Here is a 17,491-nt window from a genome sequence, read left to right as displayed (position 1 = left end):
CGCACGCCGATGTCAGAACTGACAGCTATGGAAACTGGCAGCTACCTGAACGGCACCGACGCCCTACGCTCGTCACCGCTCGCGGCCCCACAAGGGTTGTGGGCTCCAGCAACGTCGTCTCTCCTAAAAAGGACTCCCGATGAAAAGGAATGCCCGGTTTGCCCTGCCCCTTCCTTCGCCCCGCCACCTTGCGTGCGCATGGCCGCTCGTGCTCGCCGCCGGCGCAGCGCACGCGACGACGGACTGGGTCGACACCCACACGAAGGCCTTTCTGACCGGCCCGCAGTTGATGGCGCGCAGCGCGGCGCCGTCGCTCGAACTCGCGGCCGGCGAGACGACGGACGTCGTCGTCAGCCTGAAGCTGCGCAACGCCGCGCAGCTCAAGCAACTGGCGCGCGACGTGAACCGGCCCGGCAGCGCGCATTACCGCCAGTACCTGACGCACGAACAGTTCCTCGCCAGCTACGCGCCGACCGACGCGCAGGTGAAGTCGGTCGTCGACTATCTGCGCAAGAGCGGCTTCGTGAACATCGAGGTCGCGCCGAACCGGCTGCTGGTGTCCGCGCGCGGCACGGCCGGCACGGTGAAGACCGCGTTCAACACGTCGCTCGTGCACTTCGAGTACGCGGGCCGCTCGGGCTTCGCGAACGCATCGACCGCGCAGGTGCCGAGCGCGCTCGGCAACATCGTCGGCTCGGTGCTCGGGCTGCAGAACGTCGCGCGCGCACGGCCGATGCTGCGCATCGGCAACGTGGCGAAGCCGCAAGCACTCGCGGCCGGCACGGCGACGGGCCACTATCCGAAGGAATTCCCGGGCCTCTACAACGCGACCGGTGTGCCGACCGCGGCCGGCGTGACCGTCGGCATCATCACGATCGGCGGCGTGTCGCAGACGCTGCAGGACCTGAAGCAGTTCACGTCGAGCAACGGTTACGGCACGGTCTCGACGCAGACCGTCAAGACCAACGGCACCGGCACGAGCGGCAGCTACAGCGACGACCAGGACGGCCAGGGCGAATGGGATCTCGACAGCCAGTCGATCGTCGGCTCGGCCGGCGGCCAGGTCGGCAAGCTCGTGTTCTACATGGCCGACCTCAACGCCTCGGGCAACACGGGGCTCACGCAGGCGTTCAACCGCGCGGTGTCGGACAACACCGCGAAAGTGATCAACGTGTCGCTCGGCTGGTGCGAAACCGACGCGAACGCAGACGGCACGCTCGACGCCGAGGAGCAGATCTTCACGACGGCCGCGGCGCAAGGCCAGACGTTCTCGGTGTCGTCGGGCGACGAAGGCGTGTACGAGTGCAACAACCGCGGCTATCCGGACGGCTCGAACTACACGGTGTCGTGGCCGGCTTCGTCGCCGCACGTGCTCGCGATCGGCGGCACGACGCTCTACACGACGTCGGCGGGCGCGTTCTCGAACGAAACGGTGTGGAACGAAGGCCTCGACGGCAACGGCAAGCTGTGGGCGACGGGCGGCGGCGTCAGCACGATCCTGCCCGCGCCTTCGTGGCAGTCGGGCAGCAGCCGTCAGTTGCCGGATGTCTCGTTCGACGCCGCGCAAAGCACGGGCGCGTACATCTACAACTACGGCCAGTTGCAGCAGATCGGCGGCACGAGTCTCGCCGCGCCGATTTTCACGGGCTTCTGGGCGCGCCTGCTCGCGGCGAACGGCACGGGCCTCGGTTTCCCGGCCGGCAACCTGTATCGCGCGATTCCGTCGAACCGGTCGCTCGTGCGCTATGACGTCGTGTCGGGGAACAACGGCTATCAGGGGTATGGCTACACCGCCGGCACCGGCTGGGATCTGACGACCGGCTTCGGCAGCCTGAACATCGCGAACCTCAATCAGCTGATCAAGTCGGGCGGGTTCTGAGCGATATGTGAAGGCCGGCGCGCGGCAGCAGTTTGCCGCGCGCCGGCCTGGTCGCGTTCAGGTCGCGCGGTATTCGCGCATCACCCTACTCCGTCGCCCGCTCCTTCACAGGCTCCGGTGCGGCCGGCACACCGATCCGATGCGACGGCGCAAACAGCCGCAACCCGCTCGCGACGCTCGCGGCCCCCGCGAATCCCGCACCGAGCATCAGCGCGAGCGTCGGCCCGTGACGCCCCGCGATCCCGAACGACAGCGCGACGAGCGCCGCGCCCGTTGCCTGCCCGATCAGCCGCGCGGTCGCGATGATCCCGCTCGCGCCGCCGCTGCGCTCGGGCGGCGCGCTCGACATCAGCGCCTTCAGGTTCGGCGACTGGAAGAAGCCGAAGCCCGCGCCGCACAGCATCATCCGCCAGCCGATGTCGAATACGTTCGGCGCCGCCGGCAGTGCGGCGAGCGACACCATGCCCGCGCTCAGCAACGCGAGCCCGATCGCACCGAGCAGGCCGGGCGGGTATCGATCCGACAGGCGGCCCGCGATCGGCGCGGCGAGCGCGACGATCGCCGACCACGGCGTCATCAGGAACCCCGTCTCGACCGCGTTGCGATGCAGGACGGTTTCGAAATAGAACGGCAGCGACACGAACGCGAGCCCCTGTGCGGCGAACGCGCACACGGCGGTCAGCGCGGACAGCGTGAACACGGGCCGGCGAAACAGGTCGACCGGCAGCATCGGCGCCGGGTGCCCGGCCTGGCGGCGGATCAGCAGCCAGCCGAACGCGAACGCAACCGCAGCAGCCGCGAACACCACGGAAAGCGGCCCGCGCTGCGCGAATTCGCCGAGCGCGAAGATCAGCGACGCGAACGTGATCACGTTGAACAGTGCGGCGACCGGATCGAACGCGTGCTTGCCGCGCGCCGTCTGCGGCAGCGACGGAATCGCCACCGCGAGCGCGAACACGCCGAGCGGCACGTTCACCGCGAACAGCCACGGCCATGCGGCGACCGACAGGATCAGCGACGCGATCGTCGGCCCCACCGCGAACGACACGCCGACGACGAGCGCGTTGAAGCCGACGCCGCGCCCGAGCCGGTGCGCGGGAAACAGGCCGCGGATCAGCGCGACGTTGACGCTCATGATCGCGCTCGCGCCGAAGCCCTGCACGATCCGCGCGGCCGTCAGCATCGGCAGCGTCGACGCGAGCGAACAACCGAGCGATGCGAGCGTGAACACCGCGAGCCCGGCGATATACACGCGCTTGTGGCCAACGATGTCGCCGAGCGACGCGAACGGCAGCAGCGTCGCGACCATCGCGAGCTGGTACGCATTGATGATCCACACGGACGCAGCCGGCGACGCATGCAGGTCGGCGGCGATCGCGGGCAGCGCGGTGTTCGCGATCGCGGTGTCGAGCGTCGCGAGCGCGACGGCCAGCAGCACGGCGGACATCGCGCGCCAATTGACGGCCGGCTCCCGGGCGCCGGCGGGGGAAGTGAATTCGGACAAGATGAGGCTCGGCTGACGGGCGACGCGCGGCGTCGCGGATTGAGCGGCGCGGCGGCGTGCGTTCCGGACGGCAAGACCGGCGCGCGCTGCCGCGATCCGTATTGTTGCAGAGCCGTCTCGAACGTGCAGGCGGCCGCCTCGTCAGTCAGCGAAACGAAAGCTTGCGCGATGCCGTGCTTGATGCGCGGTATCGTTGAGCGCACAACGATCTACGAGTCGGCGAGCGCCGGCTGGCATTCCGGGCGCGTGCCCGTCTTCGTCGTGTCGGCGCGGGCGGCCGGCCCGGCCGCGTCTGCCGGCGGCACCGCGCATCGGAATCGCACCGATGCGCCGATGCTCGGCATGCGTGCGCTGCCGTCGCGCCAGATCGGATCAGGTCACCGCGCGTCGCGCATTGCGTCCGCGCAGCCATTCGAGCGCGAGCAGCAGGCTCGTCGAGAAGATGATCAGGATCGTCGCGAGCGCGGCGATCGTCGGGCTGATGTTCTCGCGGATGCCCGTGAACATCTGGCGCGGCAGCGTCGTCTGGTCCGCGCCCGCGAGGAACAGCGTGACGACCACTTCATCGAACGACGTCGCGAACGCGAACAGCGCGCCCGACATCACGCCCGGCGCGATCACCGGCAGCGTCACGCGGAAAAACGTCGACACCGGATTCGCGCCGAGCGACAGGCTCGCGCGCACGAGATTGTGGTTGAACCCCTGCAGCGTCGCGGCGACCGTCGTCACGACGAACGGCACGCCGAGCGCCGCGTGCGCGGCGATCAGCCCCGTATAGGTATTCGCGAGCCCGAGCGGCGCGAAGAACAGGTACATGCCGACGCCGACCACGACGACCGGCACGATCATCGGCGACAGCAGCACGGCCATCAGCAGTGCCTTGCCGCGGAAGTCGGCCTTCGTGAGACCGATCGCGGCGAGCGTGCCGAGCACGGTCGCGACGACGGTCGCCGACGGCGCGACGATGAAGCTGTTCTTCGCGGCCATCCGCCACTCGTCCGACGCGATCAGGTTCTCGTACCAGCGCATCGAGAAGCCCGGGATCGGATAGACGAGGAACGTGCTCGACGAAAACGACAGCGGCACGATCGCGAGCACCGGCAGGATCAGGTACAGCAGCGTCAGCACGACGAGCACGCGCAATGCGACGTACCACGCGCGCTCGACGAACGACATGTGCGGCGCAAACAGCGGCCTGGCGAGCAGTTTCATGGGTCGAATCCCTTTCCGTTCCGTTGTTGCGCTTAGCCGAGGCTCACGTTCGAGCGGGTGAAGCGGCCGTAGATCGCGTACAGCACGAGCGTCGCCGCGAGCAGCAGCCCGCCGAGCGCGCACGCCATGCCCCAGTTGATCGTCACGTTCGTGAAGTACGCGACGTAGTAGCTGACCATCTGGTCGTTCGGCCCGCCGAGCAGCGCGGGCGTGATGTAGTAGCCGATCGCGAGGATGAACACGAGCAGCGCGCCCGCGCCGACGCCCGGATAGGTCTGCGGCACGTACACGCGCCAGAACGCGGCGAACGGATGGCTGCCGAGCGATACGGCCGCGCGCTGGTAGGTCGGCGGGATCGACTTCATCACGCTGTACAGCGGCAGGATCATGAACGGCAGCAGGATGTGCGTCATCGAGATATACACGCCGACGCGGTTGAACAGCAGCGTCAGCGGATGCGAGATCAGCCCGCTGCCGATCAGCGCCGTGTTGATGAGCCCTTCGCTCTGCAGCAGCACGATCCACGCGGCGACGCGCACCAGCACCGAGGTCCAGAACGGAATCAGCACGAGAATCATCACGAGGTTCGCACGCCGCTCCGACAGCGTCGAGATCCAGTATGCGAGCGGGTAGCCGAGCAGCAGCGCGAACAGCGTGACCGCGACGCCGATCACGAACGTGCGGCCGAAGATCGCGAGATAGATCGACTGGTCGGGATCGGCCTGCACGATGTGGCCGAAGCCGTCCTGTTTGTGGTCGAGCGCGGCGAGCAGGTAGAACGGCGAAACCGTGCTGCCGTTCTTCGCGATGGCCTGCCAGTACGCCGTGTCGCCCCAGCGCGAATCGAGTTCGACGAGTTTCGTGCGCGTCTGCGCAGGCGTGAGCGTCGATTCATTGTCGCCCTTCAGCGGCATCGCGCGCGCCGTCTTCGCGACGAGCGAGCGATAGCCGGGAATCTCGGTGTTCAGGCGCCGCGCGAGCGCGCCCATCGCCTCGCTGTCGGCCACCTTCGTCATGTCGGCCGCGAGCGCGACATACGCGGCGTCGGCCGGCGACGCCTTGCGGTCCCAGCCGGATAGCGCGGCGACCGTGTTCGGCAGCGCGGTTGCGATCTCGGGGTTCTGCACCGCGCGCGTGAGCAGCGTGCCGATCGGTACGACGAAGATCAGCAGCAGGAAAATCGCGAGCGGCGCGACCAGCAGCAGCGCCATCGTGCGCTTGCGGGCCTCGGCAGCCTTCAGCTCGCGCTTGAGCGCGGCGCCCGACGAGGAAGGCGCGATCGTCATCGTATTCAACGGGTCTCTCCGGCCGGGCACGCTCCGGCGGAATGCCGCGCGACGCGATCGACGCGCCGCGCGGCGGGTTGCATCAGGATGCCTGAACGGTTACTTCGTCGCCCATGCGGCGAAGCGCTGCTCGAGCTCGTCGCTGTGGTCGGTCCAGAAGCCGATATCTTCCAGCACCGCGTTCTTGCCGTTGGCCGGCGAGTTCGGCAGGTTCGCGAGCGTCTTCGCGTCGAGCGACTTGATCGCGGCGATGTTCGCGGGGCCGTACGCGATGTGCTGCGCATACGCCTGCTGCGGCTTCGGCGTCAGCGAATACGCGATGTACTGCTCGGCCAGTGCCTTGTTCGGCGAGCCCTTCGGAATCGCCCAGTAGTCGAGGTCGTAGATGCTGCCGTTCCACACGACCTTCAGGTTCTTGCCTTCCTTCTGCGCGGCATCGATGCGGCCGTTGTACGCGGTCGACATCACGACGTCGCCGGCGACGAGGAACTGCGGCGGCTGCGCGCCCGCTTCCCACCACTGGATGTACGGCTTCAGCTCGTCGAGCTTCTTGAACGCGCGGTCCTGGCCGGCCTTCGTGCCGAGCACCTTGTACACGTCCTTCGTCGCGACGCCGTCGGCCATCAGCGCGAATTCGAGGTTGTAGCGCGCGCCCTTGCGCATCCCGCGCTTGCCGGGGAATTTCTTCACGTTCCAGAAATCGGCCCAGCCGGTCGGTGCCGACTTCAGCTTGTCCGCGTTGTACGACAGCGCCGTCGACCACACGAAGAAGCCGACGCCGCACGTTTGCGGCGATTCCGGAATCAGGTCGGACTTCTTCGCGATCTTCGACCAGTCGAGCTTCTCGTACAGCCCTTCGTCGCAACCGCGGTTCAGGTCGCCCGACTCGACTTCGACCACGTCCCAGTTGACGTGCTTCGCCTCGACCATCGCCTTCACCTTCGCCTGCTCGCCGTTGTATTCGACGGCGGTGACCTTGTTGCCGGTTGCCTTCTCGAACGGCTGGTTGAACGCGACCTTCTGCGCGTCGCCGTTCGCGCCGCCGAAGTTGACGACCGTGAGTTCGGCGGCCGTTGCCGATGCGCCGACTACGGCGAGCGCCAGTGCCAGCGCGGTGCGACGCGCCGTGAAGCTTGCTCGTTTCATGATGGTTCCTCTCCTCTCGTGGTGGAAGTGGGCAGTTGTTGTTGACGACGTGCTGCGGTAAATCGGGGAAACCCTGTTCATGCGAACACGCGCAGGTGCTCGGGCGCGAATGCAAGCGAGACCGGCGCGCCGGGCGAGAACGCATCGAGCGCGCCGGTACCGAGCGGCACCTTCACGAAGCATTCGTCCTGGCCCGGCAGCGCGCAGCGCATGCGCACGTGATCGCCGAAATAGATGAGGCTGCGCGCCTCGCCGGTCAGCCGGTTCGCGGCCGCGCCGTTCGCATGCCCGTTCGCGCCGTGCGCGGCGAGGCTCATGCGTTCGGGGCGGATGCACGCGACGGCCGACGCGCCCTCGGCGGCTTCGCCGATATGACGGCCGACGAGCTTCGTGCCGTCGTCGAGCCGGAACTCGCAGAATTCGCCGTCGACGCTCGCAATGGTGCCGCGCAGCCGGTTGCTGTCGCCGATGAAGTTCGCGACGAATTCGTTGCAAGGCGATTCGTACAGGCGGTCGACGGTGTCGAGCTGCTGCACGATGCCCTTGTCGAACACGGCCACACGATCGGACATCGTCAGCGCCTCGCCCTGGTCGTGCGTCACGTACACGAAGGTCACGCCGAGCTTTTCGTGCAGCGCCTTCAGTTCGTACTGCATGTGTTCGCGCAGCTGCTTGTCGAGCGCGCCGAGCGGCTCGTCCATCAGCACGAGCTTCGGCTCGAACACGAGCGCACGCGCCAGCGCGATACGCTGCTGCTGGCCGCCCGACAGCTGCGCCGGGTAGCGTTTCGCGAAGCGCTCCATCTGCACCATCTTCAGCGCATGCGCGACGCGCTCCGTGCGCTCGGCGGCCGGCAGCTTGCGCACGGTCAGCGGATACGCGACGTTCTGCTCGACCGTCAGGTGCGGGAACAGCGCGTAGTTCTGGAACACCATGCCGATGTTGCGCTTGTGCGGCGGCACGTTGTTCAGGAGTTCGCCGTCGAGGCGGATCTCGCCGCCGGTCGGAAACTCGAAACCGGCGAGCATCATCAGGCAGGTCGTCTTGCCCGAACCCGACGGCCCGAGCAGCGTCAGGAATTCCCCTCGGTGGATATCGAGGTCGAGCGATTTGACGACCAGCGTTTCACCGTCATAGGTCTTCCGCACGCCGCGAAAGCTGACGATCACATCATCGGACTTCATCATGCTGTCCCCTTGCGTCGCGACAATCGTTTTTGAGATGCGATCCACTATACGGTGCGCACGGTTCTATACTAGGGAACCATTTCAATATTCCAAGTAGGACCACTTTGGATACCGTGATCCTTGCCGACTGGCTCTCCGCCCGCCTCGACCGCGGCTCGTCCGAGCCGATGTACCGGCAGTTGCTGCAACAGATGCAGCAGGCCATCCTGACCGGAGAATTGGGGCCAGGAACAAAGCTGCCCAGTTCCCGGACGCTCGCGGCGGACCTGTCGATCGCGCGCAATACCGTGCTGCACGTGTACGACCAGCTGACGGCCGAAGGCTATGTGCTGACGACGACCGGCAGCGGCACCTACGTGGCCGACACGCGGCCGGACGCCGCCGCGATTCGCGCGCCGGGCGCCGCGCCGCCGCCGTCCGACGCCGGCGCGCTGCCGCCGCCGGACGCGCAGGGCAGCCTGTCGATGCGCGGCCGGCAACTGATCGAGCACGCGGGCGTGTCGCGGCGCCAGTGGGGTGCGTTCATGCCGGGCGTGCCGGACGTGTCGGAGTTTCCGAGCCGCACGTGGAGCCGCCTGCAGGCGCGGCTGTGGAAGGACGCGAACCCCGAGCTGCTGACCTATGCGCCGGGCGGCGGCTACCGGCCGTTACGGCGCGCGCTCGCCGATTACCTGCGCGTCGCGCGCTCGGTCAAATGCTCGCCGGACCAGGTGATCATCACGACCGGCATTCATCAGTCGATCGATCTCGCGGTGCGGCTGCTGTCCGACATCGGCGATCGCGCGTGGGTCGAGGAACCGTGCTACTGGGGCGTGCGCAGCGTATTGCAGGCGGCCGGCCTCACGCTCGCGCCGGTGCCGGTCGACCAGGAAGGGCTCGCGCCGCGTGCCGGCGACATGCAGCATCCGCCGCGGCTCGTGCTCGTCACGCCGTCGCATCAGTACCCGCTCGGGATGGTGATGAGCCTCGCACGGCGCCGGATGCTGCTCGAATACGCGCGTCAGCACCGCTGCTGGATCATCGAGGACGACTACGACAGCGAATTCCGCTACGGCAGCCGCCCGCTCGCGTCGCTGCAGGGGCTCGACGACGGCGGCCGCGTGATCTACGTCGGCAGCCTCGGCAAGATGCTGTTCCCGGGCCTGCGGATGGGCTACATGGTCGTGCCCGAGCATCTGGTCGACACCTTCCGCACCGGGCTGTCGGAGCTGTACCGCGAGGGCCAGCTGATGCAGCAGGCCGTGCTCGCCGAATTCATCATGGACGGCCACCTGACGTCGCACGTCAGGCGCATGCGCACGCTGTACGGCGAGCGCCGGCAACTGATGATCGACGCGATCCGAGCGCGCTTCGGCGACGCGCTGCCCGTGATGGGCGACGAGGCCGGCCTGCACCTGGTGCTCGGCCTGCCCGACACGTGCGACGATCGCGCGGTCACGCAGAGCGCATTCGACGCGGGCGTGATCGTACGCCCGCTCACCAGCTACTACAGCAACCTCGACACCGCTCGGCGCGGCCTGCTGCTCGGCTATGCGTGCGTCCCGCACGAAAGCATCGGGCCCGCGTTCGACACGCTCGCGGATACCATCGAGCAGCATCTGCCGCGGCACATCACGCGCGCGGCATAAGGCCGGTCACATGCGGCGGCGCCCGCGTTACTGCGCGCTGCCCGCGCCGCGATCGAGCGACGCCGCGCGCACGGCTTCGCCGGGCTTCGTGAACATGCGCTGCCGCAGTGCGGCGATCTGCGCGTCGCGGTCCGGCGGCGACAGGCCGGCCGACTCGATCTGCGCACGCTGTGCCGCATAGTCCGCGTAGCGGCTCTGCCACGATGCGTCGTCCTGCTGCATCTGCGCGACGCGTGCGGCGGCCTCGGGCCCGAGCGTCTGCGTCAGTTGCGCGCGCATCGCATCGGGCGTCGCCCCGCTCTTCTGCAACTGCGCGATCTGGTCGATCGCGGCCCGCTGCCGGTCGACCCGCTGCTGCGCCGCGCGTTCGTCGGCCGGCATCTGCTGCTCGAGCGCCGCGAGCCGTTCGGCCTTCTGCGCATCGGTCAGCGTGCGATCCTGCGCGATCTTCAGCCGTGCGAGATCGTAGCGCTGCCGCCACTGCTCCACGCCGAAGAACGGCTGACTCCAGTCGCCGAGCGTGCGATACGCGATCGACGCGCGCTGGTCGAGCGCGAGCTGCAGCGCGCCCAGGTCGGACTTGTCGACCGCGCCGGCATCGCGCAGTTTCGCGAGCGCGTCGAGATACGCGCGATACCGGCGCCACACGTCGAGCGCGTCGGCCTGCGCAGCCGTACCGTCGAGCTGCGCGGCAATCTCGCGCGCGACGAGCGCATCGAGCGCGGCCGCACTGAGATCGCTCTGCGCGGTCAGGCAGTAATCGAAGAAATCGCGTACCGCGCGCACCTTCGCGAGATGGCCGCCGGCATCGAGCGGCAGCCGCGGCGCGCTGGAACCGGCCAGCGACGACGGCAGGCCCGCGCTCGCCGGCACGGCGGCCCGCGGCGGTGCCGCAGCCACGCCGCCCACCGCCGCAGCATCGGGCGACTCGCCGGTGCTACCCGTATCGCGATGCCATCCCGCACCGCTCCACATCGCGACGCCGACGATCGCCGCCAGCCCCGCGACACCGTAGACCACAGCGCGCCGCGCCCGCGGCGCGCGCCCTTCACGTGCCGTCATCGATTACACGCCCGCCAGTTTCAGCCGGTTCGCATGCGTGCGGATCACCGCGACCGGATCTTCCGCATACGCGCCGCGCACGCCAAGCAACTGGTTGATCTCGTCGATATGGTTCCACTTGTAGCTCGTGCTCAGCACCTGGCCGTACAGCGCGCTGCACTTCGACACGAGCCCGTCGTTCTGGCCCGAGCCGCGGTTGATCATCACCGTGCCCGTGCCGAACAGCGCGAGCGTCGACAGATCGAGCGCGTTCGCCGGGTCGACGAGCGGAATGGTGCTCGTATCCGTCGCACCCGTGACACCGAACACGGAGAGCGTCGGCTGGATCGCCGTGCCGGCCCACGAATACAGCAGATGCGTGTTGCCGCCGACGGTTTCCGTCGGTGCGCCGGTCTGGCAACTGCCCGGCGCGCCAAGGCCCGCGCTCGGATAGTTCTGGTTGTACGTGGCGGCCTGTGCGGTCGTCAGCGTCTTCAGCGACGCGAGCGCGTCCTGGTTCGTGTTGTGACTGCTGCTCGTCAGGATTCCGAACACATTGACGAACGCGGCGATCACCGACGACGAAAGCCCGGTCGGATCGTATGCGAGCACGCTCTGCACGAAGTCGGCGAACTCGGAGCCGCGATGCGGCGTGCCGATCGTCGTCACCGACGCGACGAGATCGGGCGCGACGGCCGCGACATAACGCGACGTGAGCCCGCCCTGGCTGTGACCGACGAGATTGACCTTGGTCGCGCCCGTCGCGGCGAGCACCGTCTTCACGTAAGCGAGCAGCTGTTCGCCGCGCCCGTTCGGGCCGTCATCGCTCTGGAAGCCCGACAGGTTCGCGACGTAGACGGTCGCGCCATGCTGCTGCAGGTCTTCCTGGATGCCGTACCAGTACTCGAGCACGCCCGCGTACTTGTCGGTGCCCGTGAGCCCGTGCACGAGGATGATCGGATAACGCGTCGTCGCGTAGTCGTCGGCGGGCCCGGTCGCCGCCATCGCCGCGTGCGTCGTCGCAAGCGTCATCACCGCGGTCGTCCCCGCGAACGGCGCGACGCTCATCGCGCATGCCACTGCCCCTGCCACCACCCTGGAACGCATCGATCTGGCCATGCATGTTCTCCTGATTATTGTGCTGCCGGTACGAATGAACTCGAATCGACGCACGCGGCACCCTCGTGTGCGCCGTGACCGTCGAATGCCGGAGTGAAACACGAGCGGCCAACGTTTGCGCCCCGACTAGACACGGTTCTCTAATCGGTTGACGCGCCCCGCCCGTTCGGGCGGGGCTGCGTTCATGTGCGCGCATGCTGCAACGCACACGCGCAACGCGCTACAGCTTTGCGCTCACGCGTACCCATGCGGTACGGCCCGGCTCCATCACCGGCGCGTTCGCGGGATAGCCGAAGCCGGCATTACCCGCGAGGTTCAGATGCTCGGTGTAGGCCTTGTTCAGCACGTTGTCGACGCCGACCGAGACCTGCACGGTCTTGCTGACGTTGTATTGCGTATGCAGCGACAGCACGCCGAATCCGGCGCTCGGGCCGAAGTCCTTGCCGACCACGTTGCCCTCGTTCAGCGCATAACGATGCTGCGGCGCAACGATCCGCCACAGGCCGCCGGCCGACCACGCGCCGCGCGTGTATTCGAGCCCGATGCGCGCCTCGAGCGGCGGCATTTGCGGCAGCGGATCGCCGCTCGCCACGTTGCGCCCCCATGCATACGCGAGCGACGTCTCGACGCGCAGCGGCGCAACCGGCCGCCACGACACGCCTGCTTCGCCGCCCATGATCTGCGCGTTGACGTTGGTCGCCTGCGTGGTCGGGCCCATCATGCCGGCCGCGTAGTTGAACAGGATGAAGTCCTGCACGTAGCCTGCGTAGGCCGACACCCACGCATCGAACCGGTCGCTCTTGTATTGCGCGCCGATGTCGAGCTGCGTGGTCTTCTCCGGCTGCACCGCCGAGAATGCGTTGACCGAACCGGTCGGCCCGCGCTTCGCGGAGAACAACTCCCAGTAGTCGGGATAGCGCTCCGCATGACCGATCCCCGCGTACCACGTGACGGGCAGCGACGCGAGATCGCGCTCGTAGCGCACGAAGCCGCTCGGCAGCACACGTGCGCGGTCGTCGTCGAAGGTCGGGTTGGGTTTTTTCATCATCATCCCGCTCGTCGTCGCGCGCTTGTCGCGTGCGCTCGCATAGTCGACACGCGCGCCGCCGATCACGCGCGACACGTCGCTCGCGTACCACGTCAACTCGCCGAACGCGCCCGCGTTCCACATCGTCGCCTGCGCATCCCACGGCTGGTCGCCGTAGTTCTGCCGCCCCATCGCCGAGCGCGAATCGAGCCGGTTCGACTGCGCGTCGACACCCGTCACGAGCTTGAAGTCGTCGCCGAAACGGAACGTCGCGGCAGCGCGCGCGCCGACCGTGCGGCGGCGCACCTCCGACGCCATCCGCATCGGCATGCTGCTGGTCGGGTCGGGCTGCCGCAACGTGTAGTTGTCCATCACGTGGTCGGCTTCGTTGTAGTACACGCGTGCCTCGATCCGGTCGAGCACGTCGCCGAGATGCCGCTTGTCGAACGACAGGCCGAACGTCTCGCGGCGAAAATGCGCGCCGTCCATCCCGCGGCCCGCATACTTCGCGTAGCCGTCGCCCGTGCCGGCCGTCAGTTCGACCCGCGTATGGTCGTCGGGCGTCCAGCCGAGCGCCGCATCGGCGTTCCACTTGTCCCACTGCGACGGCACCGTGTTGCCGTTGCCGTCCTTGTAGTCCTGCGAATGCGCGTGGTTCGCGGTCACACGGCCATAGACGTCCGGCGTGCCGGCCGTCACGTCGATGTTCTGGTCGTTGCGACCGAACGAGCCGCCGACGAGGCTGCCCTCGAAACGCATGCCCGGCTTGTCGAAACGCGGCGTCACGCGCTCGAACAGCACGGTGCCGGCCGACGCGCCCGGGCCGTACAGCACGGTCTGCGGCCCCTTCACGACGGTGACCTTGTCATAGCTTTCCGGCGCGATGTACGACGTCGGCGCATCCATCCGGTTCGGGCAGGCACCGAGCGTCGGCATCCCGTTCGCCAGGATATTCAGCCGCGAACCGAACATCCCGCGCAGCACGGGGTCGCCGTTCGTGCCGCCGCCGCGGATCGACGTGAAGCCGGGGATCGTCTTCAGGTAATCCGCGCCGTCGCTGGCGGGCAGCGGCTGGCGCGGCGCCTTCGGATCCGTGACGACGACGAGCGGCGTCGTCAGCGGCGACGCGACGACCTCGACGGGCGGCAGCAGCGCGGCCGCGTCGTCCGCAGGCGCGCCGGCCGCGCGAGCCGTTTCGGCCGCGGCAGCGGTCGCGGCCAGCGCGCCGACGGCGAGCGCGGGAACGGTGAGTTTCAACATGCGCGGCACGCGCCGCGCACAGGCATTGCGTGACGCCCGCGGCGCACGCAACTGGAAAATGGTCATGATCGAAAGCCCGAGTGACGCCCTCCACGCGGCCTCGACGGGCCGCACGGATATCGGCGGTGGAAAGAACGGAAGACAGCGCGTCAGGCGCGCTCGGGCGGTGCGCGTGGATACGCGCGCGGATAGCGGTCGGCGCGCGCCGCGACGGCTGGCGACGCGGCGGCGGAAACGGAAACGACGGAAACGGAAGCGAACGACGCGGCGGCAGGCGCGCCGATCGCGGGGCTGTGTGCGAAGAATCCGCAATAGCCGCACGCATCGAGATGCAGCGCATGATCGTGCATGCGGCCCGCATCGGGCGACCGATGCGCGCCGTGCTCTGCACTGCAGACGATCGCGTCGGGTGTGGCCGCCTGCGCGATGCGCCACTGCGACACCAGCGGCGCCGCGATCGCGAACCAGATCGCGAGCACGCCAAGCCAGGCGGTCAGGTGACGATGTCGGTGCAGCATGCGCGGCGGCGAGTAAGCGGAACGTAAAAACAGCCGAGATGTTACAGAATGTTCGCCTCGATGGCCAGCCGCGGATGACGGTAAACGAAGCGGGGCGCATGGTTGTCAACACAACCATGCGCCCCCGCCTGCTGCGCGCGTCCGGAGTGCGGCGATCAGGGCACCATGCGCCGCAGCACGTTATCGCGCCGGATGAAATGGTGGTACAACGTGGCCAGCGCATGCAGGCCGATCACGAAGTAGAACGCGTTGCCGATCAACTCATGCGCTTCCTTGATCGTCGGCCGCAGCGCCTTGTCTGGGCCGAACAGCGTGAACGACACGCCGAGCCAGTCGAGCGACACCGGCTTGCCGCCCATATTGATCATCATGATGCCGAGCAGCGGCTGCGCGATGATGAACACGTAGAGCGCCAAATGCGCGAGCTTCGAGAGCCAGCGCAGCAGCGCGGCCTGCGGAATGGCTTCCGGCACGCGGCTGACGACCCGCCACAGCACGCGCAGCACCGACAGCACGAGCACGAACGTGCCCGCGGTGAGATGCACGTTCATCCAGAACACCCGGCTGTCGCTGCCTTTCGGCCCGCGGATCTCGATGGCCAGGTACGCCAGCGCGACCAGCAGGAAGATGGCCCAGTGGAAGAAGATCGCGGGCGAGCTGTAGCGCGTCTGTTTCGCGAGGATGTTTTTCATGCTTGGTCTCGTGTTGTATGCGGGGAGGGGCGCATGCCGCAGCCGGCTCTGCGCCCGGCGGAGCTGCCACGATTGTAGCCGCACGGACGTCCGGTTTTGCTCGGCGCGGTCAAATATCCGACGAATCGTCAACACGCACCGCGCGCGGCTGCCATATGGAAAATCCGCATCGCGCACGGGAACGGCTGTGGCACGATGAAGCTTTGGTGTCGACGTTGCGCGCGCATCATGAGCAAGGCGTTCTTCGTTGCGGCCTACCGGCTGACTGCCGCGTTGCTCGCGGTGTCCACGACGTTGCACAGCATCGCCGGCTACTGGGGCATGCCCGCAATTCATCTCGGCAACTTCCTCAGCTATTTCACGCAACTGAGCAGCCTCTATGCGTCGGCGATGCTGACCGCGGGGATCTGGTGCATCGCGCGTCCCGGCTCGGCCCGCTACGAATCGATGCGCGGCGCGGCCGTTTTGTACGTGCTGATCACCGCGATCGTCTACGAACTGCTGCTCGCACGCCTCGATACGCTGCATCACGTCACACCTGCGTTCAATAACTGGGTGCTGCACCGGATCGTGCCGCTCGTCATGCTGTGCGACTGGCTGTACGTGGAGCCGCGCTCGCCGATCGCACGGCGCAGCGCGTTCGCGTGGCTCGGTTTTCCGGTCGTCTATCTCGGCTATACGCTCGTGCGCGGCGCGCTGGAGAACTGGTATCCCTACCCGTTCGTCGATCCGCGGCCGCATGGCTACCTGCCGGTCGCGATCCAGTGCTCGCTGATCGCGCTCGGCGCGGCGGCGCTCGCATTGGGCATCCGCTGGCTCGGCAATCACGCGAGACAATCCGACACCGCGACGCTGAAGGAAGGATGAAAGCGAAAGAAGGCGGGAGCGTGTGCGCCGCCCGGCGCACACGCGGCGATGCGGCTCGTCAGCCGCCGTTGCGCGGCAGGAAGTTCATCGGATCGACGACCTTGCCGTTCTGGCGGACTTCGAACTCGAACGTCGAACGGCCGTTTGCGTCGGCGCCCATCTCGGCGACCGGCTGGCCCTGGCGCACCGCGTCGCCTTCGTTGACGAGCAGCTTGCCGTTATGACCGTAGGCCGTGATGAGCCCGTTGTCGTGCTTCAGGATCACGAGCGGGCCGTACGCCTTGACGCCGGACCCGGCATAGACCACCCGCCCGTTCGCCGCGGCCCGCACCGAACGGTCGGGCCCGGACGCGGCGATCACGATGCCGCGCGTCTTGCCGGCCGCAAACGGCGCCGTGACGACGCCCGTGGCCGGCCATGCGAGCGAGCCCGGCTGCGCGGCCGCCGCGGGCGGCTGCCCGAACGACGTCGCGGCAGGCGGCGCGACGCGCAGCACCTGGCCGGGCGACACCGCGTCGGTAGGCGCCATGTGGTTCCAGCTCGCCACATCCTGCACGCGCTGCCCGTAGGCGTTCGCGATGCCCGCGAGCGTGTCGCCCGGGTTCACGCGGTAATAGCCGGCGATCACGCCCGGGGTCGCGGCCGACGTCGGCCCCGACGAACGCGCCGGCTGCCAGTTGTCGGTCCACGGCGTCAGCGTACAGCCCGACAGCGCGACGGCCGCGGCGACGAGCGCCGCCTGCGGCAGCCAGTGCGCCAGCGAATCGTGGATGGGAATAGTTTTTCTCAAGGGTCCTCCCGGATTTGCGTCGTTGCGCCGCCCACCGCCCTCCGGCGCGCGACGCACGATGTCCGGCCGGACGGCCGGACCAACCAGTATCCGACCGCTCTCGCGGCCGTCAGTTTCCACAGCGGAACGTCGGCGCGAACGGGCTCACCGGCCCCTTTTTCGCGTCGCTCCGACCGGCAAAGATACCATTTGTCGCGGTCAGGGCCGCGACAGACGCAGGTTCCGGCAACAATCTTGCGGCTTCGCCGATGCGGGCCGGCGGCCCGCGAACCGCACCGCGCGGGCCGTCCGGCGGCCCAGCCGCAGGTCTTCCGCCCGCGTCGCAGCCGTCTGCC

General features: G+C 68.1%; 14 protein-coding genes. 3 read left to right on the top strand and 11 right to left on the bottom strand.

Annotated elements, in window-relative coordinates; all coding sequences use genetic code 11:
• The first annotated feature begins 139 nt into the window (after positions 1-139).
• Positions 140-1,879: a S53 family peptidase gene (locus MRS60_RS17380; RefSeq protein WP_131949322.1), complete on the top strand. Its 1,740-nt coding sequence runs from the start codon at positions 140-142 to the stop codon at positions 1,877-1,879.
• Between the two features lie 85 nt (positions 1,880-1,964).
• Here the strand turns inward: MRS60_RS17380 and MRS60_RS17375 are convergent, their stop codons facing one another.
• The 5 genes from MRS60_RS17375 to MRS60_RS17355 all read right to left on the bottom strand — a co-directional run bounded on the left by MRS60_RS17375 (position 1,965) and on the right by MRS60_RS17355 (position 8,211).
• On the bottom strand, positions 1,965-3,383 hold the full coding sequence (locus tag MRS60_RS17375; RefSeq protein WP_243566276.1) for an MFS transporter: 1,419 nt from the start codon (positions 3,381-3,383) through the stop codon (positions 1,965-1,967).
• A 372-nt stretch (positions 3,384-3,755) separates the two neighbouring features.
• On the bottom strand, positions 3,756-4,595 hold the full coding sequence (locus tag MRS60_RS17370) for an ABC transporter permease (RefSeq protein WP_034180026.1): 840 nt from the start codon (positions 4,593-4,595) through the stop codon (positions 3,756-3,758).
• A gap of 32 nt (positions 4,596-4,627) precedes the next feature.
• A complete protein-coding gene (locus tag MRS60_RS17365; protein ID WP_034180132.1) occupies positions 4,628-5,881 on the bottom strand; it encodes an ABC transporter permease in 1,254 nt (417 codons plus the stop codon).
• A 99-nt stretch (positions 5,882-5,980) separates the two neighbouring features.
• Positions 5,981-7,027 (bottom strand): ABC transporter substrate-binding protein, encoded by a 1,047-nt coding sequence (locus MRS60_RS17360; RefSeq protein ID WP_105392770.1) that lies wholly within the window; start codon positions 7,025-7,027, stop codon positions 5,981-5,983.
• Positions 7,028-7,104: 77 nt separating this feature from the next.
• Positions 7,105-8,211 (bottom strand): ABC transporter ATP-binding protein, encoded by a 1,107-nt coding sequence (locus tag MRS60_RS17355; RefSeq protein ID WP_105392786.1) that lies wholly within the window; start codon positions 8,209-8,211, stop codon positions 7,105-7,107.
• 107 nt (positions 8,212-8,318) lie between these two features.
• Here MRS60_RS17355 and MRS60_RS17350 point away from each other — a divergent pair, with 107 nt between their 5' ends.
• Positions 8,319-9,842, top strand: coding sequence for a PLP-dependent aminotransferase family protein (locus tag MRS60_RS17350; protein ID WP_243566275.1), 1,524 nt, complete (start codon positions 8,319-8,321; stop codon positions 9,840-9,842).
• A 27-nt stretch (positions 9,843-9,869) separates the two neighbouring features.
• Here MRS60_RS17350 and MRS60_RS17345 read toward each other — a convergent pair whose 3' ends face one another.
• From MRS60_RS17345 to MRS60_RS17325, 5 genes are all read right to left on the bottom strand, one after another.
• Positions 9,870-10,904 (bottom strand): lipase secretion chaperone, encoded by a 1,035-nt coding sequence (locus MRS60_RS17345; protein ID WP_243566274.1) that lies wholly within the window; start codon positions 10,902-10,904, stop codon positions 9,870-9,872.
• Positions 10,905-10,907: 3 nt separating this feature from the next.
• On the bottom strand, positions 10,908-12,002 hold the full coding sequence (locus MRS60_RS17340) for a triacylglycerol lipase (RefSeq protein WP_243566273.1): 1,095 nt from the start codon (positions 12,000-12,002) through the stop codon (positions 10,908-10,910).
• Between the two features lie 220 nt (positions 12,003-12,222).
• Complete coding sequence (locus MRS60_RS17335) at positions 12,223-14,355, bottom strand: TonB-dependent copper receptor (protein ID WP_243566272.1); 2,133 nt, start codon at positions 14,353-14,355, stop codon at positions 12,223-12,225.
• Between the two features lie 83 nt (positions 14,356-14,438).
• Entirely contained in the window at positions 14,439-14,807 is a 369-nt protein-coding gene (locus MRS60_RS17330; RefSeq protein ID WP_034180032.1) for a DUF2946 domain-containing protein, read from the bottom strand.
• Positions 14,808-14,962: 155 nt separating this feature from the next.
• On the bottom strand, positions 14,963-15,499 hold the full coding sequence (locus MRS60_RS17325) for a cytochrome b (protein WP_034180033.1): 537 nt from the start codon (positions 15,497-15,499) through the stop codon (positions 14,963-14,965).
• A 228-nt stretch (positions 15,500-15,727) separates the two neighbouring features.
• Here MRS60_RS17325 and MRS60_RS17320 point away from each other — a divergent pair, with 228 nt between their 5' ends.
• Positions 15,728-16,366, top strand: a complete 639-nt coding sequence (locus MRS60_RS17320; protein WP_243566271.1) for a Pr6Pr family membrane protein — start codon at positions 15,728-15,730, stop codon at positions 16,364-16,366.
• Positions 16,367-16,424: 58 nt separating this feature from the next.
• Here the strand turns inward: MRS60_RS17320 and MRS60_RS17315 are convergent, their stop codons facing one another.
• Entirely contained in the window at positions 16,425-17,156 is a 732-nt protein-coding gene (locus MRS60_RS17315; RefSeq protein ID WP_034180035.1) for a peptidoglycan DD-metalloendopeptidase family protein, read from the bottom strand.
• Positions 17,157-17,491 lie beyond the last annotated feature (335 nt).

This window comes from Burkholderia pyrrocinia (genome assembly GCF_022809715.1).
GTDB lineage: Bacteria > Pseudomonadota > Gammaproteobacteria > Burkholderiales > Burkholderiaceae > Burkholderia > Burkholderia pyrrocinia_C.
Note: the sequence above shows the minus strand (reverse complement) of the source record. Positions and strands in the feature narration are given on the sequence as shown.

Coding starts and splice junctions, on each gene's coding strand:
- MRS60_RS17340 (WP_243566273.1), bottom strand. CDS start 12,002: ATGGCCAGATCGATGCGTTCCAGGGTGGTGGCAGGGGCAGTGGCATGC.
- MRS60_RS17335 (WP_243566272.1), bottom strand. CDS start 14,355: ATGACCATTTTCCAGTTGCGTGCGCCGCGGGCGTCACGCAATGCCTGT.
- MRS60_RS17365 (WP_034180132.1), bottom strand. CDS start 5,881: ATGACGATCGCGCCTTCCTCGTCGGGCGCCGCGCTCAAGCGCGAGCTG.
- MRS60_RS17380 (WP_131949322.1), top strand. CDS start 140: ATGAAAAGGAATGCCCGGTTTGCCCTGCCCCTTCCTTCGCCCCGCCAC.
- MRS60_RS17360 (WP_105392770.1), bottom strand. CDS start 7,027: ATGAAACGAGCAAGCTTCACGGCGCGTCGCACCGCGCTGGCACTGGCG.
- MRS60_RS17370 (WP_034180026.1), bottom strand. CDS start 4,595: ATGAAACTGCTCGCCAGGCCGCTGTTTGCGCCGCACATGTCGTTCGTC.
- MRS60_RS17345 (WP_243566274.1), bottom strand. CDS start 10,904: ATGACGGCACGTGAAGGGCGCGCGCCGCGGGCGCGGCGCGCTGTGGTC.
- MRS60_RS17355 (WP_105392786.1), bottom strand. CDS start 8,211: ATGAAGTCCGATGATGTGATCGTCAGCTTTCGCGGCGTGCGGAAGACC.
- MRS60_RS17330 (WP_034180032.1), bottom strand. CDS start 14,807: ATGCTGCACCGACATCGTCACCTGACCGCCTGGCTTGGCGTGCTCGCG.
- MRS60_RS17320 (WP_243566271.1), top strand. CDS start 15,728: ATGAGCAAGGCGTTCTTCGTTGCGGCCTACCGGCTGACTGCCGCGTTG.
- MRS60_RS17325 (WP_034180033.1), bottom strand. CDS start 15,499: ATGAAAAACATCCTCGCGAAACAGACGCGCTACAGCTCGCCCGCGATC.